The 25,059-nt window shown below is 36.9% G+C and carries 26 protein-coding genes, 1 tRNA gene, 1 other RNA gene and 1 pseudogene; 6 read left to right on the top strand and 23 right to left on the bottom strand.

Going from position 1 to position 25,059, the window contains the following annotated elements:
* Positions 1-30: 30 nt before the first annotated feature.
* The 9 genes from O1Q79_RS04185 to O1Q79_RS04145 form a co-directional block, all read right to left on the bottom strand.
* Positions 31-363, bottom strand: coding sequence for a hypothetical protein (locus O1Q79_RS04185; protein WP_386693107.1), 333 nt, complete (start codon positions 361-363; stop codon positions 31-33).
* Positions 360-524, bottom strand: coding sequence for a hypothetical protein (locus O1Q79_RS04180; protein WP_386693105.1), 165 nt, complete (start codon positions 522-524; stop codon positions 360-362). Before O1Q79_RS04180 ends, O1Q79_RS04185 begins: the two co-directional genes overlap by 4 nt.
* Positions 521-934: a hypothetical protein gene (locus O1Q79_RS04175; protein ID WP_386693103.1), complete on the bottom strand. Its 414-nt coding sequence runs from the start codon at positions 932-934 to the stop codon at positions 521-523. Before O1Q79_RS04175 ends, O1Q79_RS04180 begins: the two co-directional genes overlap by 4 nt.
* A 6-nt stretch (positions 935-940) precedes the next feature.
* Complete coding sequence (locus O1Q79_RS04170; RefSeq protein WP_386693102.1) at positions 941-1,156, bottom strand: helix-turn-helix transcriptional regulator; 216 nt, start codon at positions 1,154-1,156, stop codon at positions 941-943.
* A gap of 209 nt (positions 1,157-1,365) precedes the next feature.
* Entirely contained in the window at positions 1,366-2,100 is a 735-nt protein-coding gene (locus O1Q79_RS04165) for a hypothetical protein (RefSeq protein WP_386693101.1), read from the bottom strand.
* 15 nt (positions 2,101-2,115) lie between these two features.
* Positions 2,116-2,397, bottom strand: a complete 282-nt coding sequence (locus tag O1Q79_RS04160; RefSeq protein ID WP_386693100.1) for a hypothetical protein — start codon at positions 2,395-2,397, stop codon at positions 2,116-2,118.
* 219 nt (positions 2,398-2,616) lie between these two features.
* A complete protein-coding gene (locus tag O1Q79_RS04155; RefSeq protein ID WP_386693099.1) occupies positions 2,617-3,870 on the bottom strand; it encodes an integrase arm-type DNA-binding domain-containing protein in 1,254 nt (417 codons plus the stop codon).
* A 354-nt stretch (positions 3,871-4,224) separates the two neighbouring features.
* Positions 4,225-4,590: a transfer-messenger RNA gene (ssrA, locus tag O1Q79_RS04150) on the bottom strand.
* A gap of 294 nt (positions 4,591-4,884) precedes the next feature.
* Positions 4,885-5,793, bottom strand: coding sequence for a lysine exporter LysO family protein (locus O1Q79_RS04145; protein ID WP_386693098.1), 909 nt, complete (start codon positions 5,791-5,793; stop codon positions 4,885-4,887).
* Positions 5,794-5,855: 62 nt separating this feature from the next.
* On the opposite strand from O1Q79_RS04145, the gene O1Q79_RS04140 reads away from it, so the two are divergent.
* Together O1Q79_RS04140 and O1Q79_RS04135 are read left to right on the top strand one after the other, a co-directional pair.
* A complete protein-coding gene (locus tag O1Q79_RS04140; RefSeq protein ID WP_386693096.1) occupies positions 5,856-7,406 on the top strand; it encodes a DUF2813 domain-containing protein in 1,551 nt (516 codons plus the stop codon).
* A gap of 113 nt (positions 7,407-7,519) precedes the next feature.
* Positions 7,520-8,071, top strand: coding sequence for an elongation factor P hydroxylase (locus tag O1Q79_RS04135; protein ID WP_386693095.1), 552 nt, complete (start codon positions 7,520-7,522; stop codon positions 8,069-8,071).
* A 5-nt stretch (positions 8,072-8,076) separates the two neighbouring features.
* Here O1Q79_RS04135 and O1Q79_RS04130 read toward each other — a convergent pair whose 3' ends face one another.
* The 7 genes from O1Q79_RS04130 to ribA form a co-directional block, all read right to left on the bottom strand.
* Complete coding sequence (locus O1Q79_RS04130; protein WP_386693094.1) at positions 8,077-8,799, bottom strand: vancomycin high temperature exclusion protein; 723 nt, start codon at positions 8,797-8,799, stop codon at positions 8,077-8,079.
* A gap of 55 nt (positions 8,800-8,854) precedes the next feature.
* On the bottom strand, positions 8,855-10,153 hold the full coding sequence (locus tag O1Q79_RS04125) for an adenylosuccinate synthase (protein ID WP_386693093.1): 1,299 nt from the start codon (positions 10,151-10,153) through the stop codon (positions 8,855-8,857).
* A gap of 108 nt (positions 10,154-10,261) precedes the next feature.
* Positions 10,262-11,149, bottom strand: a complete 888-nt coding sequence (gene hflC, locus O1Q79_RS04120) for a protease modulator HflC (protein WP_386693092.1) — start codon at positions 11,147-11,149, stop codon at positions 10,262-10,264.
* On the bottom strand, positions 11,149-12,393 hold the full coding sequence (hflK, locus tag O1Q79_RS04115) for an FtsH protease activity modulator HflK (RefSeq protein ID WP_386693091.1): 1,245 nt from the start codon (positions 12,391-12,393) through the stop codon (positions 11,149-11,151). Before hflK ends, hflC begins: the two co-directional genes overlap by 1 nt.
* A gap of 54 nt (positions 12,394-12,447) precedes the next feature.
* Positions 12,448-12,930, bottom strand: coding sequence for an SsrA-binding protein SmpB (gene smpB, locus O1Q79_RS04110; protein WP_386693090.1), 483 nt, complete (start codon positions 12,928-12,930; stop codon positions 12,448-12,450).
* Between the two features lie 140 nt (positions 12,931-13,070).
* The gene (gene arcA, locus O1Q79_RS04105) at positions 13,071-13,775 is read right to left on the bottom strand and encodes a two-component system response regulator ArcA (protein WP_386693089.1); all 705 of its coding nucleotides are present in this window, start codon (positions 13,773-13,775) and stop codon (positions 13,071-13,073) included.
* 144 nt (positions 13,776-13,919) lie between these two features.
* On the bottom strand, positions 13,920-14,600 hold the full coding sequence (gene ribA, locus O1Q79_RS04100; RefSeq protein WP_386693088.1) for a GTP cyclohydrolase II: 681 nt from the start codon (positions 14,598-14,600) through the stop codon (positions 13,920-13,922).
* Positions 14,601-14,671: 71 nt separating this feature from the next.
* Between ribA and O1Q79_RS04095 the strand changes: the two genes are divergently transcribed.
* From O1Q79_RS04095 to O1Q79_RS04080, 4 genes are all read left to right on the top strand, one after another.
* Positions 14,672-15,415, top strand: coding sequence for a phosphatase PAP2 family protein (locus tag O1Q79_RS04095; protein ID WP_386693087.1), 744 nt, complete (start codon positions 14,672-14,674; stop codon positions 15,413-15,415).
* A 25-nt stretch (positions 15,416-15,440) separates the two neighbouring features.
* The gene (gene nagK, locus O1Q79_RS04090) at positions 15,441-16,355 is read left to right on the top strand and encodes an N-acetylglucosamine kinase (RefSeq protein ID WP_386693086.1); all 915 of its coding nucleotides are present in this window, start codon (positions 15,441-15,443) and stop codon (positions 16,353-16,355) included.
* 167 nt (positions 16,356-16,522) lie between these two features.
* Positions 16,523-17,161: a stringent starvation protein SspA gene (gene sspA, locus O1Q79_RS04085; protein WP_386693085.1), complete on the top strand. Its 639-nt coding sequence runs from the start codon at positions 16,523-16,525 to the stop codon at positions 17,159-17,161.
* A gap of 5 nt (positions 17,162-17,166) precedes the next feature.
* A complete protein-coding gene (locus O1Q79_RS04080) occupies positions 17,167-17,628 on the top strand; it encodes a ClpXP protease specificity-enhancing factor (RefSeq protein ID WP_386693084.1) in 462 nt (153 codons plus the stop codon).
* 121 nt (positions 17,629-17,749) lie between these two features.
* On the opposite strand, the pseudogene O1Q79_RS04075 reads toward O1Q79_RS04080, so the two are convergent.
* The 7 genes and pseudogenes from O1Q79_RS04075 to O1Q79_RS04045 form a co-directional block, all read right to left on the bottom strand.
* A pseudogene (locus O1Q79_RS04075) lies at positions 17,750-19,086 on the bottom strand (IS3 family transposase).
* Between the two features lie 802 nt (positions 19,087-19,888).
* Positions 19,889-21,136: a tyrosine-type recombinase/integrase gene (locus tag O1Q79_RS04070; RefSeq protein ID WP_386693082.1), complete on the bottom strand. Its 1,248-nt coding sequence runs from the start codon at positions 21,134-21,136 to the stop codon at positions 19,889-19,891.
* A 295-nt stretch (positions 21,137-21,431) separates the two neighbouring features.
* Positions 21,432-21,518, bottom strand: a tRNA-Leu gene (locus O1Q79_RS04065).
* A gap of 226 nt (positions 21,519-21,744) precedes the next feature.
* A complete protein-coding gene (can, locus tag O1Q79_RS04060) occupies positions 21,745-22,434 on the bottom strand; it encodes a carbonate dehydratase (RefSeq protein WP_132302552.1) in 690 nt (229 codons plus the stop codon).
* 14 nt (positions 22,435-22,448) lie between these two features.
* On the bottom strand, positions 22,449-23,813 hold the full coding sequence (gene ppnN / locus O1Q79_RS04055; RefSeq protein ID WP_132302514.1) for a nucleotide 5'-monophosphate nucleosidase PpnN: 1,365 nt from the start codon (positions 23,811-23,813) through the stop codon (positions 22,449-22,451).
* 1 nt (position 23,814) lies between these two features.
* Positions 23,815-24,654, bottom strand: coding sequence for an NADPH-dependent 7-cyano-7-deazaguanine reductase QueF (gene queF, locus O1Q79_RS04050; RefSeq protein ID WP_386693080.1), 840 nt, complete (start codon positions 24,652-24,654; stop codon positions 23,815-23,817).
* Positions 24,654-24,977, bottom strand: coding sequence for an HI1450 family dsDNA-mimic protein (locus O1Q79_RS04045; RefSeq protein WP_386693079.1), 324 nt, complete (start codon positions 24,975-24,977; stop codon positions 24,654-24,656). The genes queF and O1Q79_RS04045 overlap by 1 nt, the downstream gene beginning before the upstream one ends.
* Between the last annotated feature and the right edge of the window lie 82 nt (positions 24,978-25,059).

Below are 25,059 nucleotides of genomic sequence, written 5' to 3'. Positions count from 1 at the left end.
TTCTCAGGCTCACTAGGGGCGAACCATTGATTAAGCGAATTGTTGTAAAATGTGGAGTAGTTGGCTTTCATTGAAAATCACTGCTCCACGCTCTTTAGCTTTAGCGGTGACATAGTCCGCCAATATTTCAGCGGTTTCACGGTTTGGGATTGAGTAGCGGTAGTATTGCCCCGTGCCGTCAGCAGTTTTCTCCCATTCACGAAGAAATTTCACATCTAGCAAGCGTTCCAACTCGTTTACTTCATTACGTCCGCTGGTTAGATTAATGCTCATAATCATTTCACGTTCAGAAACACCCTGTAATTTAGTTAATAATTCCAACGCTACACGTTCTCTACGTTCAGGCTTTTTGTCTTTTCTCATTTGGTTTCTCCTATTCGTTTTAATACAATGGATTGATACTGTTTGTTTTCTTGAGCCTGTTGTAAAATTGAAAATAACGCTTGATTAAATGGCATGGAGACAATAATCAACGGTTTCTGATTTTCTCGGTAGGCGATTATTTGCCAACGGTCGTTGTTCATATTTCCCCTCTTAGTTTTAGCTGTTTTAAATCTTCCTGTTCTCGATTTTGCTTACTCATCATTTCAATTGTGATCGTCTTTCCTTGCTGATTGATAAAGTCACAAATACCGTTAGGCGTGTCGCTAAAATATTTAACTGCGGTTTCCAATTCATCATTAATCAACAATGGTGCAGTTGTGTGTTGTTGGTGATAAGCCATAATTGCTAATGCTTCACGCCACGCTGTCGCATTTGCCATTTCTACGGTAATGAAATTGTCAACATCTAGCCATAATGTGCCAATTAGATAGCCGTCATTTTGCGTTAATGCAATATAGGGAAAATCTAAAAAGCTCAATGTTGCTGTAATTGGTTGTTTGCTTAATTCCGTCAATGTTTGTAGATTTAATTCTGTGATAGTGTTCATCATTCCCCCTTAGTTAATTCGTTGGCTTGCCAACTGTTCAATATACGCATTGATTTCACTTTCAAGGTATCCAATAGAATTAGCTCCTAGTGAGATTTTTTTCGGGAAGTCTGGGCGGTAGCGTTTAGATTTTGGATTTTCCCAGTCTGCCATTGTGGAACGGCTAACGCCTAGCATTTCTAGTACTTGTGATCTACGAAGAATTTTATTGAGAATTTCGCTCATTGTGTTTTCCTTTTTCGGTTGAATGGATTTGATAGTCCCTGTCGGTACTGGGTTGTATGCGATAGGTTGAGCGTATTAAACAATAAATTCTATTGTTTTATCAAATAGTTAGGTTTCTATTAAAAAAGATATGTGGGGAAATGGCTTATTTGAAAAAATAAAGCCCTTATTTGAAAATCACTAAGGGCTTATTTGAAAATTTGTAAGGGTTATTTGAAAAATTTATATTTAGTAGGTGATTCTTTTATTAGATTATCAAGCGTATTATAGGATATTTTGCTACTATATTGAATGTCTTCGTGCTTAAGATCTATATTTATCATTTGTGTTAATGCGTTCAAATTTCCACTTTCACTATAATTTTTATTTTGATGGCACAATAAAGCAAATAATGCCTTATTTGTATCTCGTATTTGTTCTTTTGATTTACTGATACTTTCATCAGGTAGTGAATTTTGAAGATCGGCTAATTGCTTTTGTGTGTCTGCTAGTTGTTGTTCTAATTCGGTTATGCGTGATTGTAATTGTAATATTTCTTCATTATTTTCTGTTTCCTTATTTAAATTAATTTCTCTATATGGTGGAACATTCCAACTTAAACCGTGAGTAATAGCCCATTGTCTAGCAAAATTATGCGAAACTTTGATGTTGTAAATGTTACCATTTATATCACATTCTACTTGTATATCATCGGATTTATTATTTTCTGAATATTCGCAAATGGCATTAAATATTGTGTTATATCTATAATGTTCTCTAATATCATTAGCATAAATTCCAACTGGTAAATCAAGAAAAATAGCTATTACATCATTAACATCTATCATCTTGAGCATTTTAAAATCTTCGTAGTCACTATTTCCAGTTAAATTGATTGATAAACCTAAGATTTTCTCTATTTCACTTTTATTTAATAGTAACCCTTGAAACTCGTTAACTGACATAATAAGTCCTTTTTTCTAAAATGGTATATCATCGTATGGTTCATCATCATAATAAGCATTATATTTAATAAGAATAGAAAGCATTTCACTAATTTTAATATTCGTTTTTTCTATTCTTGGTTTAATCCCATTATAGAAATGATAAGTTTGAATATTTTTATCTTTAAATAGTCTCAATAAATCTTTTGCCGTCTCGCTAAGGCTTGGATAGTTAGGTTTAGCCCATTCCAATAAATCATAAAGGCTAATATAATCGCCAATTATTTGGCTTGTTTTTGGGTCTGAATAGTTAATCATAAAACGCCCTTTTCGTTCCCTTTAAGAGTGGATCACGCAGAAAATAAAGAAAGGGGCTTTATTTTGTCGGTCAGGTTAATTACGCCTTACCTATCTGCGTAAATTCGGATATTTCGCACTGTATAAGCGTGCGTGAGTTACTATAAGATTGTATGTGCTTTAATAACGATTTTCAAGGCAAGCGAAAAATTAAAAATCTCGCCCATTTTCCACCGCACTTTACCCATTCACAATTTTCAAATGATATTCAGGCAATGCCCCATTTGAACACTGATCTACAAAATCCGCCCATGCTTGGAGCAGTTTAAAGCGTTGTGGTAAGTAATCCGCTCGGTTGTATGCCATTCGCACTTTGTCTTGATTAATATGTGACAGGGCAACTTCAATTAATTCAGGGTTATGCCCTTGTTCATTCAAATAGGTGCTTGCTATCGCTCGTAAACCGTGAGCAACCAGTTTGCCGTGATAGCCCATACGTTTAATCGCCGCATTTGCTGTTTGCGTGTTGGTGTGCGTTTTAGGGTCTTTTGTACTAGGGAACAGATATTCTTTGCCACCACTCAATTTTTTAATTTCTCGCAATAAGGCTAAGGCTTGCCATGAAAGGGTGATTTTATGTTCTCGCCCGTTGTCGGTTTCTTTGATTCCCTTGTTAATCGTCACCGTCCAGATTCGGGCTTTTTCGTCAATATCCGCCCATTTGGCGGTAGCACTTTCATTAGGGCGTGTCATTGTCAACAATTGCCACAAAATCAAATAGCGTGTTTGTAGCTTGATTTGAGCGTTATTCAAGGTGTAGAGAAATTCCCCTAGGTCTTCAGGCTTCAAGGTTTTGAAATGTTCCACCCGTGGGCTATCAAATTCTTTAGACAAATTCGCCGTAGGGTTGTAAGGGATAATTTCACGGTGTAGGGCGAATGTCATTATTTCATTGAGCTTTTGAATAGAACGCTTTAAGGTTTCCAGTGTTCCTTTTTCTTGGAGCGGTTTAAACGCTTTTAACGCCATAGGGGCGTTTATTTGGGTGATTGGATACTTCCCAAAGGCTGGGAGCAAAATCCGCTCTATAAGCCGTTTAACGTCATTTGCGTAGCTTGCTGAAAAGTTCGCACGATTTTTGCGGTGTTCTAACCATTGCCACGCAATATTTTCAAAGGTGTTATTCAGTTCTGCGGATTTCTCGGCTTGTATCGCTTGAATGTGCGTTTGTGGATCGACATCTTGAGCCAACAAGCTACGAAATTCTAGCCGCTTTTCCCGTGCTTGTGCTAGGCTGATCTCGGGGTATGTGCCTAGGCTTAAATTATTGCGTTTTTGAGTGTAGGGGCGATAGTAATTAAACAACCATAATTTCGTACCATTTGGACGAACACGCAATTTTAAACCGTCCCCATCTGAAAGGTAATACTCTTTATCTTTTGGTTTCGCTTTTTCTACTTCAGTAGCGTTTAGTGGTCTAGTTGTTCTAGCCATAATATCCACCTTGTTTTATTGTTTGGAACACTGGGGAAAAATCCCACAAAGCCTTTTCGCATAAGGGTTTATACGTTGTTTGGAACACTGTTTTTAGTGATTTGGAACACCAGCAAAGGTTTTTGGAACACCAGAACTTAAATTCACAAAGTGCCACAAAGCCTTTTGCTATAAGGGTTTAAGCCATTTTTAGAACACCAGCCTTTTACAAAAAGTGCTGGTGGTCTATTTGGTGTTCCTAAAATCACTGGATTTGATAATACCGCATAACACGGCAAAAGACAACAAAAAAGCCTTAAATCATTAAGAAATAAGGCTTTTTTGTACTTCGTTGGACGGTGTGAAATTGTGTTTTGGTGGAGCTGGCGGGAGTTGAACCCGCGTCCGAAATTACTCTATCTTCAGTACTACACGTTTAGTCAGTCTTTAATTTCGCTTATCCCCTGCGGACAGACACGCGAAGAATAAACTAGCTTGATTTAATTTAATGTTTCGATCTCCAAGCCTAAGCGTCCACACGATCTCGTTTGGGTTTGACTCCGCTTGATCCCCGTCTTACGAGCGGAAGCTAGGGAGCGAAGGCTAAATGCAGGTTATTAAGCTGCTAAAGCGTATTGTTCGTCGTTTGCGACTATTATTTTGCGGTTTATTTACAAGGCCTACCGCACCTTGACGTGCACTTTGGACTTTGCCAATCCCGTCGAATCCAAAATCAGCCCCAAAAGTGTAATTATTCTAGCAAAGGTTTCACAAGTTGTAAAACAAAACAAAAAAATACCGCGCTTTTATTATTAGGACTTGTGGATATTTCATTTTTAGTTTTGTATCAAGATAATAAGCCCAGATCTCCAATCTTTAAATAAACATCAAAGCCATTGCTACATGAAAAGGTCTGGGGCATTAGAATATTAACAGGTCAAAACCATTTGCTCATTAATTCGCCATTATTGACGTAATGAACGGCAGTTTCAAGCGGGAAATAATCTGGTTAAGTTATTGATCTAATTTCAACCATTACAAAGGAATAGATGAGAAAAATACCAATAAAATAGGAGGGGCAATGTTGGTCACAAAACCAAAACTAATAGCTAATGGAACGACTTCCATTCCTCCTGAACGTTGAATGATAGGTAAAGTACAATCTAAAGCTGTAGCACCAGCTAATCCAACGGCAGTAGAACGGTAGTTAAACATAAAAAACGGAATCACAAATAAGCTTATAATTTCCCGCGAAAGATCGTTAAAGAAAGCAATGCTACCAAATTCTGCTCCCCACGCGTTATTAATCACTACACTGGATAAAGAATACCAACCTAAACCAGAAGAAATTGCTAGTCCTTGTGTGAGTGGTAATTTTAATAATAAAGTGGCGAGCATTCCACCGAGTAATGATGTGACGATCATAATCATGCCAGTGTAAATGCCTCGTTTATTAAATAATACTTCACGTAATGAAATACCGTTATTTCGTAATTGAATACCCACAAAGAAGATCAAAGCAATAAGTACATAAGTACTTGCCCCAAAAGGTAAATTCACAGAATTTTTGCTTAATAATCCCACAAAAAAGCCGAACAACACCATTGAACACAGTTTTGCACTGTCTAACAATAATTTCCAACGTGGTGGAATATCATGTCCCAAATGTTTTAAGGGGGCCGGATTTAGTTTATCAAAAGTGAGCAATCCGGCGATATTACAACTTATAATACAGATACTAAAGGTAAAAGCTGATACCCCAATAATGGGTAACTTGATTGCCACATCGTCTAATTGTCCAAGAGATATACCCATAACAAATAAAATAGCGTAGAGTAGTAACATCACAAATTTATTAACTGCGGTTAAAAAAGTATGATTTTTTGATTTGATGAGATAGCCTAATAACATTGGAATCAGAACAATAAGTAAACCTTCTAGCATAATTTTCCTTGTACAAAAATGAGGTGGTAGTATATTATTTAAATATAAACATGGGGGAAATAATGTATTTACGTCAACTAGATATCGCCAGTTTTCGAGGAATTAAACGCTTATCTATTCATTTTAAACCGAACATGGTGTTAATCGGTGAAAATGCTTGGGGAAAATCAAGTTTATTGTCTGCATTAAGTCTGGTGCTAAATGGTAGTGAAACGTTATATCAATTTGCCCCCCATGATTGTCATATTTCTCCACAGGATCCCCAAGATATTACCTTGTTATTTGGTTTTTGTGAACAGAAACAAAATGAATATCTCAATAAACATCATCATTTATACCGACATTTATTGGTTTCTCACCAAGATGGCTTACAACGATTATATTTGCGAGTATCGGGGGAAAAACAAGGGGATCGTTTGATTACCAACTATACTTTTCTTAATCAATATGGGGAAGTTGTTGTTGATAAAAATAACCAGAAAATCGCACAATACTTAATAAAAAATTATCCAGTATATCGCTTTCGAGATGCACGTTTAAATAAGGAAAAAATGGCTTGTTTGCCACTGTCTTGGCAAGGTGATGAAAGCTTGAAACATGAATTTTTGGCGGTGGGTCATTTATTGCAATATTATTTTTTAGATCGTCAACACACGGCAGACTATGAAATCGATCCGACGTTATTATGGGAAAAATTAAACAGTCTATGTTTTCGTTTACGTCAAGATAGTACCCATTATATTCAAAAACAATTAATGGTATTTTTACGCTCATTACTTTTGCAACCACAGGAACAGAAAAATCTCAAAGCCATGAGCCCGATTATTTTATTTGAAGATCTTGGGTCACGTTTGCATCCGAGAATGGCGTCTATTGTGTGGGAATTGTCACAATATTTACCGATCCAGCGGATTACCACCACTAATTCAGTAGAACTCATTTCACAAGTTAATCTACCATCAATTTGCCGGTTGGTACGTTATTGGGATAAGACGGTGGCTTATAGTTTAAACCATCATGATATTAGTAAAAATGATTTACGCCGTTTAACGTTTCATATTCGACATAATCGTAGTCTTGCTTTGTTCTCGAAAATGTGGATTTTAGTGGAAGGGGAAACCGAAGTCTGGGTATTATCGGAATTAGCGAAGCTGTTGGATATTAATTTATCTGCCGAAGGGATTCGTATTGTGGAATTCGCTCAGATGGGATTAAAATCTTTAATCAAATATGCTCAAGCCATGGGAATTGAATGGTATGTTTTGACAGATGGTGACGAAGCAGGACATAAATATGCCGGCACGGTGCGAGAGTTAGTAAATGATCAGGATATTTTAACCAATCGTTTAACCACTTTACCAAAACAGGATATTGAACATTTCTTTTATACCGAAGGATTTGCCGATATTTTTGTGAAATTAGCCAACTGGAAAGAAACACCACATCAAGCGCGACCGATGCATAAAATTATTCAGCGAGCAATTCAACGTACATCAAAACCTGATCTTGCTATTGCATTATCCAATGAAATGAAGAGACGAGGTCCGTCATCCATTCCATTATTATTGAAACGATTATTTTCAAAAGTATTGAATTTAAGTCGAACTCAATAATGTTTTTTATACATAACATGCTAAACTACGGTTAAATTTTCACACTTTTTAACCGCACTTTAATGTAATGAATCCTTTCAAGCAATTTGGCAACGTTATCAGAGGACATAACTATGCAACAAAATACCGAAACCCATCAATTAGACGATATTATTCAACTATTTAATCAATGTTTTTATGCAGAATTTAACACTAAATTAGTCAAAGGTGGTGATGAACCGATTTATTTACCCGCTAATGATGATGTGCCTTACCATGCTATTTATTTCGCCCGCGGTTTTTACAGCAGTGCCTTGCATGAAATTGCTCATTGGCTAGTGGCGGGTAAAGAACGCCGTAAATTAGAAGATTTTGGTTATTGGTATGAACCTGATGGACGTTCTGAACAACGGCAACGTGACTTTGAGAAAGCCGAAGTTAAACCGCAAGCCTTAGAATGGATTTTATCCACCGCAGCCAATTTCCGTTATTTTGCCAGTAGTGATAATTTAAATGGTGATGTAGGGGATACGCAACCTTTTAAGCAAGCGGTATATGAGCAAGTCAAAATTTACGCTGAAAAAGGGTTGCCAAAACGAGCGGAAACTTTACGTAAGGCGTTATGTGCATTTTATGGTACGGAAGATCGGATTGATTTGGCGAAGTTTGATGTGAGTCGGATTTAAAAATCTTACGGATTTTCCACCGCACTTTGAGCAATATGACGATTTAATGGTGGTGGCAACGGTTCAGGCTCACCTAAAAAGTGCGGTTTTTTTTCGGTAATTAATTCCCACACCATTAAAAAACGCGCGAAAATTTCACGGAAACGCGTAATAGTGTAAATATCGGGGTTGTCAGCTGCAAAGCAAATTGCGTTGATATTGTGATATTTGGCAATAAATAAAGCACGTTCACAATGAAAGGCTTGTGAAATAATAATCATCGGTTCTGCATTAAACACTTCTTTGGCTCGAATAATGCTGTCGAGTGTACGGAATCCTGCGTAATCAGGGAACAAATATTGTGGCTCAATACCCATTTTGATTAAATCTCGCCGCATGGTACGTGGTTCATTATATTGTAATGTACGGTTATCCCCACTTAATAAAATATAGTCAATTTTCTCTGCATCAAATAAGGCTTTAGTGCTTTCTAAACGGTAATTATAAAATTGATTTGGGATGTTTTTGGTGACATATTTTGCGGTACCAAGTACTACGGCATAAGGGCGATAGGGGATTTGTTCAACTTTTTGATAAATATCATGACGAACTTTGTAACCCACATATTGATCGATTAGGATAAGACATGTTACCGCCAGTAAAATTAAGCTAGCGAATAGGTAAATCAGTCGCTTTAGAGGAATTTTATCCCAATGGTAAGACAGCTTATTTGGCTTCTCAAACGGCATCTATATTCCTAGATAAACACCCTATTTACCATAAAGGGAAATAGGGCAATTTTTATTATACTGCAAATGGATCTTGTAAAATCATGGTTTGTACACGATCTGGACCGGTTGAAAGAATGGCAACGGGTACACCAGTAACTTGTTCAATACGTTTTACATAATTGCGAGTAGCTTGTGGTAATTGATTCACATCGGTGACACCAAAGGTATTTTCTTTCCAACCCGGCATACTTTCGTAAATTGGTTCCACGCCTTCCCAGTCTTTGGCAGAAAGGGGAGCGAAGTCCACCACATTCCCATTTGGTAATTTATAACCCACACAGATTTTAACTTCATCAAAACCGTCCAATACATCCAGTTTGGTCATACAGAAACCGGAAATACTGTTAATTTGAATAGCTCGACGCATTGCCACCGCATCAAACCAACCACAACGGCGTGGACGACCCGTGACCGCACCAAATTCATTACCTTTGCGTGCAATTTCGGCACCTACATCATCAAATAATTCTGTAGCAAATGGACCGCCACCGACACGAGTACAGTAGGCTTTGATAATACCTAAAATATAGTCTAGGTTACGTGGACCAAAACCAGCACCCGTTGCCACCCCACCAGCGGTAGTATTTGAACTAGTAACGAATGGATAAGTACCGTGGTCAATGTCTAACATTGTTCCTTGCGCACCCTCAAATAAGATATTGTCGCCATTTTTGCGAGCAGTGTCTAATAGGGTACTGATATCAGCCACCATACCAATTAACACATCGGCTATTGCCATAACATCATCTAAAGTTTTTTGATAATCCACAGGTTCGGCTTTATAATAGTGAACCAGTTGGAAATTGTAATAATCTAAAATATTTTTAAGTTTTTCGGCAAATTTTTCACGGTTAAATAAATCGCTTACCCGTAAACCTCGACGAGCCACTTTATCTTCGTAAGCTGGACCAATACCACGCCCAGTTGTACCGATTTTATTATTACCTAATGCGGCTTCACGAGCATGATCCATCGCCACATGATAAGGCAGAATTAATGGGCAAGCTTCAGAAATCAACAAACGTTCACGCACTTTAATGCCACGGCTTTCTAATTCTCCCATTTCTTGCATTAGTGCGGATGGCGAAAGCACAACACCGTTACCGATCAAACAAGTCACCCCATCACGTAAAATACCACTTGGAATTAAACGTAAAACGGTTTTTTCACCATTGATAATCAAGGTATGACCTGCATTATGTCCGCCTTGATAGCGAACTACATATTTAACACGATCGGTTAACAAATCGACGATCTTGCCTTTTCCTTCGTCACCCCATTGGGCCCCCAGGACAACAACACTTTTTCCCATAATTTTTTCCTGTTGTATTTAAAAAAGTAACCTAGATACTTTACTATTTTTTAGTTTAAAGCTCAATAAAAAAGCCTAATCAAATAGATGATTAGACTTCTTTATTAACTATTTTTGAGGTGTTTGCATATAACGGAAGAATTCGCTGTTCGGTTTTAAAATCATCATATTTTCAGAACCGGTAAAACTATTCTCATAAGCTTTCAGGCTACGTAAGAAACTGTAAAATTCCGTTTCATGAGCAAAAGCATCCGAATATAATTTGGCAGCGTTTGCATCTCCTTCACCACGTAATTCTTGAGCAGTTTTGTTTGCATTTGCAGTAATTAAAGTGACTTTACGGTCCACATCAGCTTGAATAAATGCTGCCTTTTCTTTTCCTTGTGAACGATGTTCACGAGCTACCGCATCACGTTCTGCTCGCATACGTTGGTAGATAGAAGATGACACTTCATCTGGTAAGTTAATTTGCTTCACTCGTACATCAATTACTTCAATCCCGAGTTCAGCCGTACTATCTTGCCCTGTACTGAGTGATTTTTTTGCATCTGCCATAAGTTCACCACGTGTACCAGAAACAATATCTTTGATGGTTCTTGAACCGATCTCAGAACGCAAACGGTCATTGACTTTACGGCGTAATAAATTCGATGCTTGCGTGTAATCTCCCCCCCCAGTGGAAGTATAGAAACGACCAAAATCACTGATTCGCCATTTTACGTAAGAATCTACTAAAAGGTCTTTTTTCTCGACAGTGACAAAACGATCAGCTTGACCGTCTAGGGTTTTAATACGAGCATCCAGTAATTTCATACTGTCTAAAATAGGCAATTTAAAATGCAATCCTGGTGAATAGACTTTTACTTTATTATCTACATCACGTTGCACTTTGCCGAAACGTAACATAATACCACGACTACCTTCGTGTACTACCACAAGACTGGAATACAACACCAAGGCTAAAACGATCACAATCGGAGTTAAATATTTACGCATTAGTTAAATCTCCCTTGGCGGTCATTGTTAGTTGATATTGGTGTGTTAGACACCGGTGAACTAGAAACGGACGAATTATTCACCGCACTCTTTGAGTTACCAGTATTGGATATATTTTTCTCAAAACGTTGAACATCGGTTTCTAGTGTCGTTACTTGTTGTTTTTGACGTAATAGTTGATCTACGGGTAATACAGTTAAATTATTGCCTGCATCCATCATTACTTTCGGCGTTTTCGCCATCACGTTTTCCATGGTTTGCAGATATAGACGCTCTTTCAATACATCCGGCGCGGCTTTAAATTCAGGTAATAAACGTTGGAAACGTTCAACTTCCCCTTTGGCTTCAAGCACAATTTGTTCTTTGTAAGCAGTAGCTTCTTCTAAAATTCGTTGCGCATTACCACGTGCAATCGGTTCACGTTCACGCGCATATGCTTCTGCTTCACGGATATAACGTTGTTCATCTTCTTGTGCTTTAATAGCATCATCAAAGGCATCTTTTACATCTTCTGGCGGACGAGCAGACTGGAAGTTCACATCAATGACTTCTAACCCCATATCATAAGGTTTAATAATTTCATTTAAAGATTTCCAAGTGTCTTCACGTACCACGGAACGTCCAGTAGTTAAAATATTATCCATAGTCATATGACCGACCACATAACGCAATGCACTGTCAGTGGCTTGTCCTAAACTGTCTTCGGCATTGGTAACACTAAACAAGAATTTAGCTGGATCTTGCACTCGATATTGTACAGTTAATTCAACTTTGACCATATTCTCATCTTGAGTCAGCATGGATCCTTGGGTTTTCAGTTCTTTCACTTGTTCCACGTTAACCGGAATGACTTGATCCACAAAAGTAGGTTTCCAATTTAACCCCGGTTGCACAATAGAATGGAGTTGACCAAAACGAGTGACGACACCACGTTCGGCTTCTTTCACCGTATATAAACCGCTCAACCCCCAAATCACAGCACCGACAAGTACCGCTACCGGTAATAATTTCCCAACATTAAAGTCTGGTAATTTATTATTTTGTTGATTATTTGAGCCATTCCTTTTGTTTTTACCAGATAATTTTTTTAGTAAATTGGTAAAGGCTTCTTCTAAATCCGGTGGAGATTGTTCATTATCTCGCTTATTTCTCGGTTCATTCGTTTGCTGATGATTAGGCTTTTGCCCAGACGAATTTCCTGAATTCGCTCCCGGCGGAGCCCAAGGATCTTGATCCTGTGCCATTCATTTTCTCCAAATAGTTAACAAAATTTTTACATCAAAAGACATTGTAACAGATTATCCACGATTTGCATGTTTCATAATCCGATCTTTCTGTACCTTCCATTCTCGATCTTTAATATCTTCTCGTTTATCGTGTAATTTTTTCCCTTTTGCCAAGCCGATTTTTAATTTTGCCCAAGCATTTTTCCAGTATAGTGACAGCGCCACAATGGTATAGCCGTCACGGTTTGCTTTGCCAAATAGGGTATCTAATTCGCGTTGGTTTAATAATAATTTACGTGTACGAGTAGGGTCACAAACAATATGGCTGGATGCTACACTTAAGGGTTGAATAGTCGCGCCAAATAAATAGGCCTCTCCTTGATTAAATACTACATAGCTATCACTAATATTGGCTTTGCCGGCACGCATAGATTTGACTTCCCAACCTTGCAAGGAAAGTCCAGCTTCAATTTCGTCTTCAATAAAATAATCGTGTCTCGCACGTTTATTCAAAGCAATGGTATTGGAACCAACTTTAATTTTTTTCTTTGTCATAATATTCAATGGATTACAAAAGATAGTCTCATTCTACCTAATATCGGGGCGATGTACAAATAAACTAAGGGATATTATAAACAAAAAGTGCGGTAAAAATTTATGAAATTTTAACCGCACTTGATATTGCTAAGAAAAGTCTATTCTAATGTTCCACAAAAACGATAGCCTTCACCGTGAATGGTTGAAATAATTTCAGGCGTACCCGTATGATCTTCAAAATGCTTACGAATACGACGAATCGTTACATCGACTGTTCGATCATTTTCTTTTAATTCTCGCCCGGTCATTTTTTTCAACAATTCTTCACGTGTTTGGATTTTACCGGGATTTTGGCAGAAATGCATCATGGCTCGAAACTCACTGCGTGGTAATTTTATCACTTCACCTTCGGGATTGATCAGAGCGTGTTGATTAATATCTAATGTCCAGCCATTAAAACGATAAACATCAACTTTTGGCTCATCTTTAATGTCACCCATGGTACGTTGTAACAAATTACGAGCTCGAATAGCTAACTCTCTCGGGTTAAAGGGTTTGGTGATATAATCATCCGCTCCGATTTCTAAACCTAAAATTTTATCCACTTCATTGTTACGACCGGTTAAAAACATTAATGCCGTTTTGGTATGCTCACGCAGTTCACGTGCCAACATTAAACCATTTTTACCCGGTAAATTAATATCCATGACAATTAAATGGATTTCTTTATTTGATAGAATTTGTTGCATCTGATTACCGTCACAAGCTTCAAAGGTATTATAACCTTCGGCTTGAAAAATACTTTTTAACGTATTTCGAGTAATCGTTTCATCTTCAACAATAAGAATTTGTGGCGTAGCCATAGTTAAGTTTCCCTAAAATAAAAATAGATATCACAGTCAATATGAAAAATATAATTTATTATTTTATAATTGTAACAATCTCGCAACAATAAAATTTTGCAATTAGACGCTAATTTTGTGATCTATATCATAAATTTAGCTAAATTATTGTTCATTTTGTGGTGTTGGTACTTCCGATAAACAATGTGGACAACTTAAAAAGTGTTTCTCTGTGTTTTGAGCATCACCATTGTGATGAACAATATAATGTCCCATTTTTTTCGCTTTAGTATCTAAATAAGCTCTATTGTAACGATTTTCCCCTACATTCAAGGGAACACGTTCAACCACATTAATGCCTGCTTTTTTCATGGTATCAATTTTGGCTGGATTATTGGTTAATAGACGTACTTGATTAACAGACAATAAGTCAAAAATATCCGCACAAACCGAAAAATTACGCTCATCAGCGGCAAACCCCAAGGCTAAATTTGCTTCAATGGTATCCATTCCCTGATCTTGTAAAGCATAGGCGCGAATTTTATTAATTAACCCAATACCACGACCTTCTTCACGGTGATAAATTAATACACCACGTCCTTCTTCACTAATTTGACGTAAGGCAGTGGCAAGCTGAAAACCGCAATCGCATTTTAAACTATACAGTGCATCACCCGTTAAACATTCCGAATGAATACGTGCCAACACAGGTTTTCCATCTGCAATATCGCCCATCACCAAAGCTATATGCTCTTTTTTCGTCTCAGGAAATTCAAAACCAACAATCTTAAACAGTCCAAATTCAGTGGGTAAATTGGCTTCAGTCACAAGCTGAATTTTTGCCATATAATAAATCCTTATTTTTCTTTTAGTTTTCTAGTGATAAAATACAATTTTTATTACATAGGAAGTTCACTATGCTAAGACGCATGTCATTATATACTTTTTTACTTTGTCTTGTGCCATTTTTTACTTGGATTTTTTCATGGCAGTGGCAAGGTGATAGTCATTTAACCACATTTGATTATTTTTTATATTGGTTAACCGAAACAGGTAGTGTACCTTATGCTATCATTACTTGTGGTGTTTTTGCCTTATGTTTTTTACCGATTTTTTCTACTAGATCCAAATGGATTATTGCGGTGATTATTATGGCAATATCCATGGTAATGACGCAAGGCATTAAAATTATCGCAAAAAGTATTTTTGCTGAACCGAGACCTTATGTGACAGAATTAACTGATAAAAATGGTGTATCAACGGATTATTTTTACGATCAAGATCGAGAACAGAGAGCCATGATTGTGAGTCAATTTTATGCGAATAATGCAAATGTGCCAGTATGGTTAGTCCATCACCGTGAAAACGAAACTGGTTATTCTTTCCCGTCTGGTCATACTATTTTTGCCGTAAGTTGGTTGTTATTGGCGGTTGGTTTTACTCAAATAGTGGGGCGTTGTCATACTTCTTCAAAGATTCTCGTTGTAGGTATATTACTTTGGTCAGTGTTAATGTTGGTGAGCCGGTTACGCTTAGGCATGCATCATCCGATAGATTTATTGGTGAGTACATTAATTGCGTGGTTCGTCCATTTACCCTTGTTCTTTTATATTGAGAGAAAACAAATTTTTCAGCAAAATAGACTTAAATTGATAAAATAGTGCGGTTTAAAAAACAGGAGTTTTTATGTTATATGGTTTAGATATTGGTGGTACTAAAATTGAGTTGGCTGCTTTTAATGAGAAGTTAGAAAAACAATACAGTGAACGGATTGAAACCCCAAAAGAAAGCTATCAGCAATGGTTACAAGCCATTGTGGAATTAGTTAATCGAGCAGATGAAAAATTCGGTAGTCAAGGTTCGGTAGGATTAGGCATACCAGGATTCGTAAATCGAGAAACTGGATTAGCTGAAGTTACTAACATTCGTGTCGCTGATAATAAGCCGATTTTGCAAGATCTCTCCGTGTTATTAGGACGAGAAGTGCGAGCTGAAAATGATGCCAACTGCTTTGCTTTATCCGAAGCTTGGGACGAAGAAAATCAGAAATATCCTTTTGTATTAGGTTTAATTCTGGGTACTGGGTTTGGCGGTGGATTAGTTTTCAATGGTAAAGTTCACTCCGGTAAAGTGGGAATGGCAGGTGAGTTAGGGCATTTACAATTAAATTACCATGCTTTAAAACTGCTGGGTTGGGATAAGGCGCCGATTTATTCGTGCGGTTGTGGTAACAAAGCTTGTTTAGACACCTATTTGTCTGGCCGTGGTTTTGAAATGTTATACCGTGATTTAAAAGGTGAAAATTTGTCTGCCAAAGAAATCATTGAACGCTTTTATGTAGGAGATAAAACTGCGGTAGATTTTGTCGAACTTTTTGTAGAATTAATGGCAATTTCCATCAGCAATATTATTACCGCATTTGATCCACATTTAATTGTGTTTGGCGGTGGATTATCTAATTTTGATCATTTGTATCACGCTTTGCCAAAAGCCTTGCCTCCACATTTGATGCGAAGTGCCAAAGTACCCGTGATTAAAAAAGCCAAATATGGTGATTCCGGTGGTGTACGTGGCGCGGCAGCGTTGTTTTTGGATAAGTAATGATAGATATACGATAGACCGTGTTTTAAGCACGGTTTATTTTTTACTTGGATATTTTGACTATATTTATGCTACAATAGCCGGATATTTTATAAGGTTTGGTTCTATAGCAGAACCAACTACATTTTGGAAATTTTAACATTCTATTTTAGTCGCTGGAGGACTAAATGACTAGTGCAGTAAATAAACGTTCAATAATGACTCTTTTTTATGATAAATCTGATATTTATTGTCATCAGGTGCGCATTGTATTAGCGGAAAAAGGGGTTGCTTATGAAGCGGAAATTGTAGATGCTCAGAGTTTATCAGAAGATTTAATGGAGTTAAATCCTTATGGTACGTTGCCAACATTGGTAGATCGTGATCTCGTATTGTTTAATTCTCGTATTATTATGGAATATTTAGATGAACGTTTTCCACATCCTCCTTTAATGCCAGTTTATCCAGTATCAAGAGGTAAAACTCGTCTATTAATGCAGCGTATTGAACAAGATTGGTATCCGACTTTATTTAAAGTAGAAAACGGAACGGCCGAAGAACGAGAAAGTGCTTTAGCTCAGTTAAAAGAAGAGTTATTGGCAGTTGCACCTATTTTTGATCAAACACCATTTTTTATGAGTGAAGAATTTAGTTTAGTAGATTGCTATATTGCTCCGTTATTATGGAGAATGCAGGATTTGGGTGTAGAATTTACAGGGGTAGGAAGTAAAGCACTTAAAGCTTATATGAACAGGGTATTTGAACGTGATTCTTTTCAACAATCTGTTGGCAATGCTGCGCCTAGAAATTTAATGGACGATAAGTAATGGTAATGGAATATAAATCGGCCCCTAAACGCCCTTATTTATTAAGAGCTTATTATGACTGGTTAGTTGATAATAGTTTCACACCTTATTTAGTGGTGGATGCAACCTATAATGGGGTAGTAGTGCCACAAGAATATGTGAAAGATGGTCAGATCGTGTTAAATATTTCATCTGGGGCAGTTGGAGCGTTATCTTTAGGTAATACCGCAATTGAATTTAATGCTCGTTTTCAAGGCGTGCCAAGAGATGTGTATATCCCAATGGGAGCTGCATTAGCTATTTATGCACGTGAGAATGGTGATGGTGTGATGTTTGAACCTGAAAAGATTTATGATGAACTAGATCAGGCTTCACAAATTGAACAACCAACTAATTTCCAAAATATTGTGGATAAACCAAAAACTAATGTAAATAAAGTAAAGAAAATAGATAATAAATCGGCATCACATTTGAAAATTATTAAATAATATGGGAAAGCGTAGAATATTCTACGCTTTTTTGTTGTTGATTTTATCTACTATGCCAGAATATACTAGACGAAAAAAAAACACGTAACTGATCTGAACCCCAAAAACCGGACGGTTTAGTTTAAGTATTTAAGGACTGAGTTCTGTATTGCACAGGGCTTAGTCCTTTTAATTTAGTTTGGATGCGTTCGTTATTGTAGTAAGCAATATAATCGTGGATAGTTTGCTCCAGTTGCTCAATACTTTCAAACTGCTTGCCATAATAACATTCTTCTTTTAATCATCCAAAAAAACTTTCCGTTGCCGCATTATCAATACAGTTACCTTTTCGGCTCATACTTTGCAAAATATTATGCTTTTCTAATCGTTTACGATAGCTAAGATGTTGATATTGCCAACCTTGGTCTGAATGTAAGATAGGCTTATCTTCAGGTTTGAGTTTTTTAACGGCTTGCTCTAGCATTCTGTCTATTTGTGCCCAATTAGGGCTACGGCTCAGGTCATAAGCGATGATTTCACCATTGTAGAAGTCCTTAATCGGCGAGAGATAGAGCTTTTCATTACGGCATTTAAACTCGCTAATATCCGTTCCCCATTTTTCATTGGGTTTGCTTGCCGTAAAGTTGCGTTCAAGTAGATTTGGGGCGATTTTCCCAATATTTCCTTGATAACTTTGATATTTACGTTTTGGCTTTCTTTCCCCTTTTAAACCCAGTTCTTTCATCAATTTTGCGACTTTTTTATGATTGACGACAATTCTTTTTTTACGCAAGGCTAATGTGATTCGGCGATAACCATAACGTCCTTCATTTTTGATAAAAATACGTTTAATTTTTGCTTTTAAAGCCTTATCGGGATTATCTGGCTTGTTCAGATTATCGTAGAAAGTACTCCGAGCCAGTTGGGCAATATCCAGCAAAATATCTAATGCCCCCAACTCTCTTAACTCATTGATGATTTTCGCTTTTTCTCTTTTTGTTCTAGCTCCGCCAGCTTTTTTAGATAGATATTCTCCAATTTTAAGTGATAGTTTTCCGCTTGTAATTTTTCAAGCTCTGTTTGTGGCGCTTTCATTTTTTTAGGCTTAATCAATGTTTTCATCGCTTTTCGTCCTTTAGGTTTGGGTTCAAGTCCTGTTATACCTTGTTCTTTAAAACGTTTCAACCAATTTACCACTACACTGTGAGTGGGAAGATTCGCCTTTAAAGCTGCTTCTCGGATGCTCATTTCACCCGATAATACAGGCGTGATGATATGGAATTTTTCATCTGCAGTATATTGTTTCCAAGTGGACTGATTATGCAATGCAGACGTGCCTGAATGCGTATATTTAGCGAGCCAATCTTTTATGATTGACACTGGAATTTGGAAATGCTGACTTGTTTTGGTTAAAGAATGAGAAGTATTCAGATGGAACTGAATCACTTCAAATTTGAATTGTGCGTGATATTTAGTCATAAAAATCTGCCCTTTAATCAGTTGGTTTGTATCCAACTTTTGGGGGGCAGATCAGTAATTAATCCGCACCTAGTCGCACTTATATTCATTGCGTAGTAATACGCTGTTTAATTCTGTCTTATTTTAAATCAAATTTAGATACAGTGGAATACTGTATAAAGGGGTTTTGTTGTGATTATTTTTATATTCCTGTTGGTGGAATCTGTGGTGCCTGTTTATTTTTTAATTTGTTAGGGGTATCCAATTTTTGCGGATACCCTAATTCTTTTTGTTTTAAGGTAAGCTAATGTGAAGTTTTGTGAGGTTGTCTAATTGTACTTTCGCCGTATAAAAATGCCTAGAAAAACTGGAATAGCGATTAAATGAAGTTCCAATGGCGGTATTTGAACCTTTTCATCTGAACTTTTTACCCACCCCATGGGGCTTTGTTTTATACATTCCCTAAAAATCAGCAGCTTTAAAATTTAAGTAGTCATTAAAACGCTAGAAATTATCTATATAACTAAAAGTTATTTATAATTTTGTATGTAATATAATCTGATGTAGCATTATTTTTGTGCTTTAATTTAGATTTATCCCCGTCTTATCCCCGTCCTTATCCCCTTTTTATATCTCTTTCTTTTCTAAAAGAAAAATAGATATAAATAAGGTAAAACGGGGATAAGGGGATAAAAAATGAAAAAAAACATTATAAAATAGGATAGTAAGGGAAATTAATTTTTTATATTAAAATAGAATATAAAGCCAGATTTAAATAAAAAACTGGCTAGGGTTAGGTTGTTGGCTTTGGTGGTGGAAGTGATTAGCCTGTTATCATTCCGCACTGCTCGCAATAGTCGCCCCATTGTTGCAATGCTTGCTTGCGTTCGTCTAAATATTCGTAACGGTCATAAATTGCCTGTATCTTGCCTTTCCCTGTAGATAGGTGAGCTAGTGCCAATTCTGCCACCACCACATCAACGCCAATTTGAGTTAAATAAGTCCTAAAGATTGAGCGTAAGCCATGGGCGTTTTGTCTGCCTTGTAGGTCTGTTCCTTGTAATATTTCCTTTAATGCTTTGGCGACGCTTTCACGGCTCATGGGTGCGGTTCTGTTGCGTACTTTGGCAAAGATAAAAGCACTCGTGCCGTTAATCTGTTTAATCGTTTCTAGTAGCCGTTTCGCTTGCGTAGATAAGGGGATAATGTGATCTCGTGGTTGTTCTTTTAATTTCCGTGTCTGTTTCAGTACATAACTAGGGACTATTAATAATTCATTATCAATAAACCGCCATTCTAGCTTGGTAACTTCCCCCTGCCTTAAACCAGTGAGCAAGCTCAAATTGAAAGCGTAGAACGTGTTAGGCTCAATTCTGTGAGCGGTGTAGGCGTTATTCATTAAGTCTATTAGCTTAGGTAATTCATAAGGCATAATGCTAGGGTGGTTCTTTGCTATCGGGGTAATAAAATCATCTTTGGCTATGTTGCAATTATGAAATTCTATAACGCCTAACTTTATGCCGTAATCCATGGTGCTTTTAATAAGTCGGTGTAATTTGTCTAACGTATTGCCAGCCCCTATTTTTTGATATAGCTCAAGCAAAATTCTAGGCTTAATATCCGCCAGCGGTAGATCACCGATAAAGGGTAGTACGTGCTTTTCTAATCTCTGCCAGTTCTTCGCTATAGTATCGGGGTTGCTTGCTTTGCTAGGGTAAACATCATTAAACCACTTTGAACAGATTATTTTAAAAGTATTCTCTGCCTTTCTTATTTCTGCTAGCTCTTGTTCCTTGCGGTATTCTAAAGGGTCGATATTTTCCGCCAGCAACGCCAGAAATTCATCACGCTGTTTTCGTGCTTGCTGTAGTGATACTTCGGGGAAATTACCTAAACTAACTTCATTTTCTTTTTTGGTTATTGGTCGTTTGTATCTCATACGCCAATTTTTAATGCCATTGTTTTTTATCAGTAAAAATAATCCGCCACCTTCTGAAAGTTTATAATTTTTATCCTTTGGCTTTGTGTTAATAACTTCGGTATTAGTTAAAGGTTTAGTTAATCGTGCCATTTGCTCAAAATCTCAAAAAATAAATAACCGTTCAAGCCTTATACTAAAAGGCTCTAGGAAAAAATAAGGGTACAAAATTACTATTTTTTCTATACCCTTAAACTTGTACCCTTATTTGTACCCTTATTATTTGCGGTTGTCAACGTAAGGCAAAACGCTAACGCATAAGAATACGAAAGAACATCATTAAGGTGTAAAGCCTTGCGGTATCAGGTTTCGCCCGTCTTAAAAGTAAGATAAAATAACAAAACGTAAGACGAAAAAAAACCACGTAACAACGTGGTTTCTTGTAATTTGGTGCCAGTGGTCGGACTCGAACCGACACGCTTTTAAGGGCGGCGGATTTTGAATCCGCTGCGTCTACCGATTTCGCCACACTGGCAAGCACTAAATCTTGTGTTGCATTATACGGTTATCTAACATGGTTGCAAGCATAAATTGTTGATTTATGCTTATTTGCTTTAATTTTCATCAATTATAAGATGATTTTTTGGTAAGTTTGATGCCTAGCTGAACTATCTAAAATCAGTCAAATTTTGCCAATATTGCTATCAATCAGTGTTATATATTTTAATAGTTTAATCTTTTGGCATCAGAGCATTTATTAATTAATATTGTGGAACTGATTTCTTTTCCAGAATATTATTCTCATCCAGCGTTAGCAAGCGTGCAATAGCGTTACGATAAGATATTTCTAAACTCTCTCGGCTCGTAGCTAATACCCCTTGATCTACTAAGAAACCATCATTTACGTCATAAACCCAACCATGTAAAGAAAGTTTGGCACCACGCTCCCAAGCTGATTGAATAATAGAAGAACGTCCAAGATTATAAACTTGTTCTGCAACATTGATTTTAGTCAGCATATCAGCTCTTTTCTCCGGGGAGAGATTACCTAGCAAGTGGCTGTGTTTAAACCAAATATCACGAATATGTAATAACCAGTTATTAATTAAGCCGAGATCTTGATTAGTCATTGCGGCCTTAATCCCCCCGCAATTGGTGTGACCGCAGATAATAATATGCTCAATATTCAACACATCTACTGCATATTGCACTACTGAAAGGCAGTTGAGATCGGTATGAATAACCTGATTTGCTACATTACGATGTACAAACAATTCGCCCGGTTCTAAATTCGTCAGTTTTTCTGCTGGAACACGGCTATCAGAACAGCCTATCCATAAATAATGTGGTGTTTGATGCTCAGCTAATTCTTTGAAATAGAGCGAATTTTCTTCTTGCATTCGCAATGCCCAACTGTGGTTATTGGCGAATAATTGCTCAATACGTTTCATCATGTTTTGGCTTCCTATTTAATAATTTCATAACAAGGCTCGTAAGCATCACCGGTTGGCAATTTCATACGATGCTGTTCGATAAAGTCTTGTAATAATCGATCGATTTTAGTCATTAATTGTTGATCACCGTTTAACTTAAATTTCCCTAAGCTCGCAATTTTATCTTGCGTATCGGCTTTAATATTACCAGCCACGATACCCGAAAAAGCACGGCGTAAATTTGCCACTAAATTCACCGCACTTTGATTAAGATGAAGATTCAAATTCGCCATATTCTCATGGGTTGGAATAAATGGTTTTTGAAATTCTTGATCAATTTCTAGCGACCAGTTAAAGCTGTAACTATCACCTTTTTCAAAACGTTGTTGCTGAATTTTCGTCATGGCAGATTTCATATGGCGTGACACCGTCACAGGATCATCTATAATGATTTGATAAAGCGCTTGAGCTTGTTCGCCAAGCGTTTCTTTAACAAAACGATCAATGGCATCAAAATAACCTTGGCTTTCTTTTGGTCCAGTGAGGATCAATGGCAAAGTTTGTGCTTGATTTTTAGGATTGAGTTTTATACCTAAAATAAACATAAATTCTTCAAATGTCCCCGGTCCACCAGCGAAAATGATAATACCATGTCCCATGCGAACAAAGGCTTCTAGGCGTTTTTCAATATCTGGCATGATAATTAATTCATTAACAATTGGATTAGGCGGTTCTGATGCAATAATAGATGGCTCAGTTATACCGATAAAACGGCTATTTTTATAACGTTGGTTTGCATGCCCAATCGCTGCCCCTTTCATGGGTGCTTCCATAACACCCGTACCACAACCAGTAATAATATTTAACTCACGTAAGCCAAGTTCAGTTCCTACTGCACGACAGTATTGATATTCCGCCTCACTAATAGAATGACCGCCCCAACAAACCACTAAATTTGGCTTCTCACCTACAATTAGGGCTTTGGCATTGCGTAACATACCAAACACTAAATTAGTGGTTTGTTCGCTAGTCAGATGATTGTTTAAATTGGTGTTTGAAATCATACTGTTAACAAATAAAATATCACGTAATACCGCAAAAGAATGATATTGAATATTACTAATCATTACGTCATCGACAAAAGCAGTTTCAGGAGGATTATGTAATTCTAAGGAAATTCCACGTTCTCTTGCCACTAAATTAATATCAAAATTATCATATTTTGCTAATAAGGCTCGGCTATCATCAGTCACGGCACCAGAGTTTAGTACCGCTAAAGTGCAATTCCGATAAAGCTGATAGAGTGGTGAACGGGCTTGTTTGGTCAATTGACATACTTCAATATGCGAAAGTTGATCCATACTGCCTTTCGGATTAATATAATAAACTTGATTCATGTTATTGCCTTGCTAAACGTTGGTTATTGGGTATAGTTTCAAAATTTGAACGGAACGGATTAATATCTAAACCACCACGACGCGTATAACGCGCATATACGGTTAATTTTTGTGGTTGCGCGTAATGCATCAAATCATTAAAAATCCGCTCTACACATTGTTCATGAAATTCATTATGTTGACGAAATGAGATTAAATAGCGTAATAATTTTTCTCGATTAATTTGCTTTCCAACATAATGAATTTGTACTGAACCCCAGTCCGGTTGGCTGGTAATTAAGCAATTTGATTTAAGTAAATGACTGACTAATGTTTCTTCTACATATGTATTATTTGTACAGTCCTGCAAATAATGGGCATCAAAAGCATAATCGGTGACTTCAATATCTTGATAATCAATACATTCGCCAATAAAATCGTCAAGCTTTTGTTGGTTATAAAATTCGAGAGAATTCAACCGCACTTTGACATCACCATCAGCACATTGAGCCAAATCCTGTTGAATAGTATTTTGTACTTGTTCAAAAGAAGCAAATTTAGTTTGGTTAAAGCTATTTAAATAGAGTTTAAAACTTTTTGATTCAATTAAATTTTGTGAGCGGTAATCAATTTCTATATCTGCAATGGCAACCTGTGGCAAACCTTTAGGGTTTAGCCAAGAGATTTCATAAGCCGTCCAAATATCTGCACCGAATGAAAAAGGCTGTTGTTGCGTAATACCAAGACTATCACGGTTAAGTGAACGTGGCACGGGTTGCAGTAAAGTGCGGTCATAAATGGCACAATATTCCGTTTTTTGACCGAGTTTTAAGTTTTTTAAGCTATCGTTATTTGGGTACATTATTTTTTCCAGATAATATGATATTCACGATCATCTGCACGATGTGAGATTAAAAATTTTGCAAAAATATCATTCATTTCATCTTGTTCATTGACTAAACCAATCCACACTTCGGCATATTCTTCGGGGTCAATCAGCACACCGATTTCTTGTTCCCAGTCATCAGCGGTTTCCACAAATTCTACCGCACCACGATCTTCAAATTGTAGGTTAAATAAAAGAATATCAGCAGGATCTAAATTTTCCCCTGCCATTTCAAGGAAAATATCATAGGCAATATCTATAGCGGTATCAGGATCGAGTTTTTGGATTATTTCTGTCATAAGAGTTTACTGTTTGGATTATCTAAAATAAAAAAGTGCGGTTATTTTTCACCGCACTTTTATTGTGTTTGGTGCAATTTAC

It is taken from the genome of Lonepinella sp. MS14434, from assembly GCF_042468235.1.
Taxonomy (GTDB): domain Bacteria; phylum Pseudomonadota; class Gammaproteobacteria; order Enterobacterales; family Pasteurellaceae; genus Lonepinella.
This window is presented reverse-complemented; position numbering and strand designations above follow the sequence as displayed.

What these genes read in the sequence shown, in the direction of transcription:
- O1Q79_RS04130 (WP_386693094.1), bottom strand. Translation starts at nt 8,799, where the DNA reads ATGCCGTTTGAGAAGCCAAATAAGCTGTCTTACCATTGGGATAAAATT.
- O1Q79_RS04170 (WP_386693102.1), bottom strand. Translation starts at nt 1,156, where the DNA reads ATGAGCGAAATTCTCAATAAAATTCTTCGTAGATCACAAGTACTAGAA.
- O1Q79_RS04095 (WP_386693087.1), top strand. Translation starts at nt 14,672, where the DNA reads ATGCTAAGACGCATGTCATTATATACTTTTTTACTTTGTCTTGTGCCA.
- ppnN (WP_132302514.1), bottom strand. Translation starts at nt 23,813, where the DNA reads ATGAATCAAGTTTATTATATTAATCCGAAAGGCAGTATGGATCAACTT.
- can (WP_132302552.1), bottom strand. Translation starts at nt 22,434, where the DNA reads ATGAAACGTATTGAGCAATTATTCGCCAATAACCACAGTTGGGCATTG.
- O1Q79_RS04045 (WP_386693079.1), bottom strand. Translation starts at nt 24,977, where the DNA reads ATGACAGAAATAATCCAAAAACTCGATCCTGATACCGCTATAGATATT.
- hflK (WP_386693091.1), bottom strand. Translation starts at nt 12,393, where the DNA reads ATGGCACAGGATCAAGATCCTTGGGCTCCGCCGGGAGCGAATTCAGGA.
- O1Q79_RS04145 (WP_386693098.1), bottom strand. Translation starts at nt 5,793, where the DNA reads ATGCTAGAAGGTTTACTTATTGTTCTGATTCCAATGTTATTAGGCTAT.
- O1Q79_RS04080 (WP_386693084.1), top strand. Translation starts at nt 17,167, where the DNA reads ATGGAATATAAATCGGCCCCTAAACGCCCTTATTTATTAAGAGCTTAT.
- O1Q79_RS04125 (WP_386693093.1), bottom strand. Translation starts at nt 10,153, where the DNA reads ATGGGAAAAAGTGTTGTTGTCCTGGGGGCCCAATGGGGTGACGAAGGA.
- O1Q79_RS04160 (WP_386693100.1), bottom strand. Translation starts at nt 2,397, where the DNA reads ATGATTAACTATTCAGACCCAAAAACAAGCCAAATAATTGGCGATTAT.
- O1Q79_RS04140 (WP_386693096.1), top strand. Translation starts at nt 5,856, where the DNA reads ATGTATTTACGTCAACTAGATATCGCCAGTTTTCGAGGAATTAAACGC.
- O1Q79_RS04155 (WP_386693099.1), bottom strand. Translation starts at nt 3,870, where the DNA reads ATGGCTAGAACAACTAGACCACTAAACGCTACTGAAGTAGAAAAAGCG.
- O1Q79_RS04165 (WP_386693101.1), bottom strand. Translation starts at nt 2,100, where the DNA reads ATGTCAGTTAACGAGTTTCAAGGGTTACTATTAAATAAAAGTGAAATA.
- O1Q79_RS04135 (WP_386693095.1), top strand. Translation starts at nt 7,520, where the DNA reads ATGCAACAAAATACCGAAACCCATCAATTAGACGATATTATTCAACTA.
- O1Q79_RS04175 (WP_386693103.1), bottom strand. Translation starts at nt 934, where the DNA reads ATGATGAACACTATCACAGAATTAAATCTACAAACATTGACGGAATTA.
- nagK (WP_386693086.1), top strand. Translation starts at nt 15,441, where the DNA reads ATGTTATATGGTTTAGATATTGGTGGTACTAAAATTGAGTTGGCTGCT.
- queF (WP_386693080.1), bottom strand. Translation starts at nt 24,654, where the DNA reads ATGTACCCAAATAACGATAGCTTAAAAAACTTAAAACTCGGTCAAAAA.
- smpB (WP_386693090.1), bottom strand. Translation starts at nt 12,930, where the DNA reads ATGACAAAGAAAAAAATTAAAGTTGGTTCCAATACCATTGCTTTGAAT.
- O1Q79_RS04180 (WP_386693105.1), bottom strand. Translation starts at nt 524, where the DNA reads ATGAACAACGACCGTTGGCAAATAATCGCCTACCGAGAAAATCAGAAA.
- O1Q79_RS04070 (WP_386693082.1), bottom strand. Translation starts at nt 21,136, where the DNA reads ATGGCACGATTAACTAAACCTTTAACTAATACCGAAGTTATTAACACA.
- arcA (WP_386693089.1), bottom strand. Translation starts at nt 13,775, where the DNA reads ATGGCTACGCCACAAATTCTTATTGTTGAAGATGAAACGATTACTCGA.
- hflC (WP_386693092.1), bottom strand. Translation starts at nt 11,149, where the DNA reads ATGCGTAAATATTTAACTCCGATTGTGATCGTTTTAGCCTTGGTGTTG.
- sspA (WP_386693085.1), top strand. Translation starts at nt 16,523, where the DNA reads ATGACTAGTGCAGTAAATAAACGTTCAATAATGACTCTTTTTTATGAT.
- O1Q79_RS04185 (WP_386693107.1), bottom strand. Translation starts at nt 363, where the DNA reads ATGAGAAAAGACAAAAAGCCTGAACGTAGAGAACGTGTAGCGTTGGAA.
- ribA (WP_386693088.1), bottom strand. Translation starts at nt 14,600, where the DNA reads ATGGCAAAAATTCAGCTTGTGACTGAAGCCAATTTACCCACTGAATTT.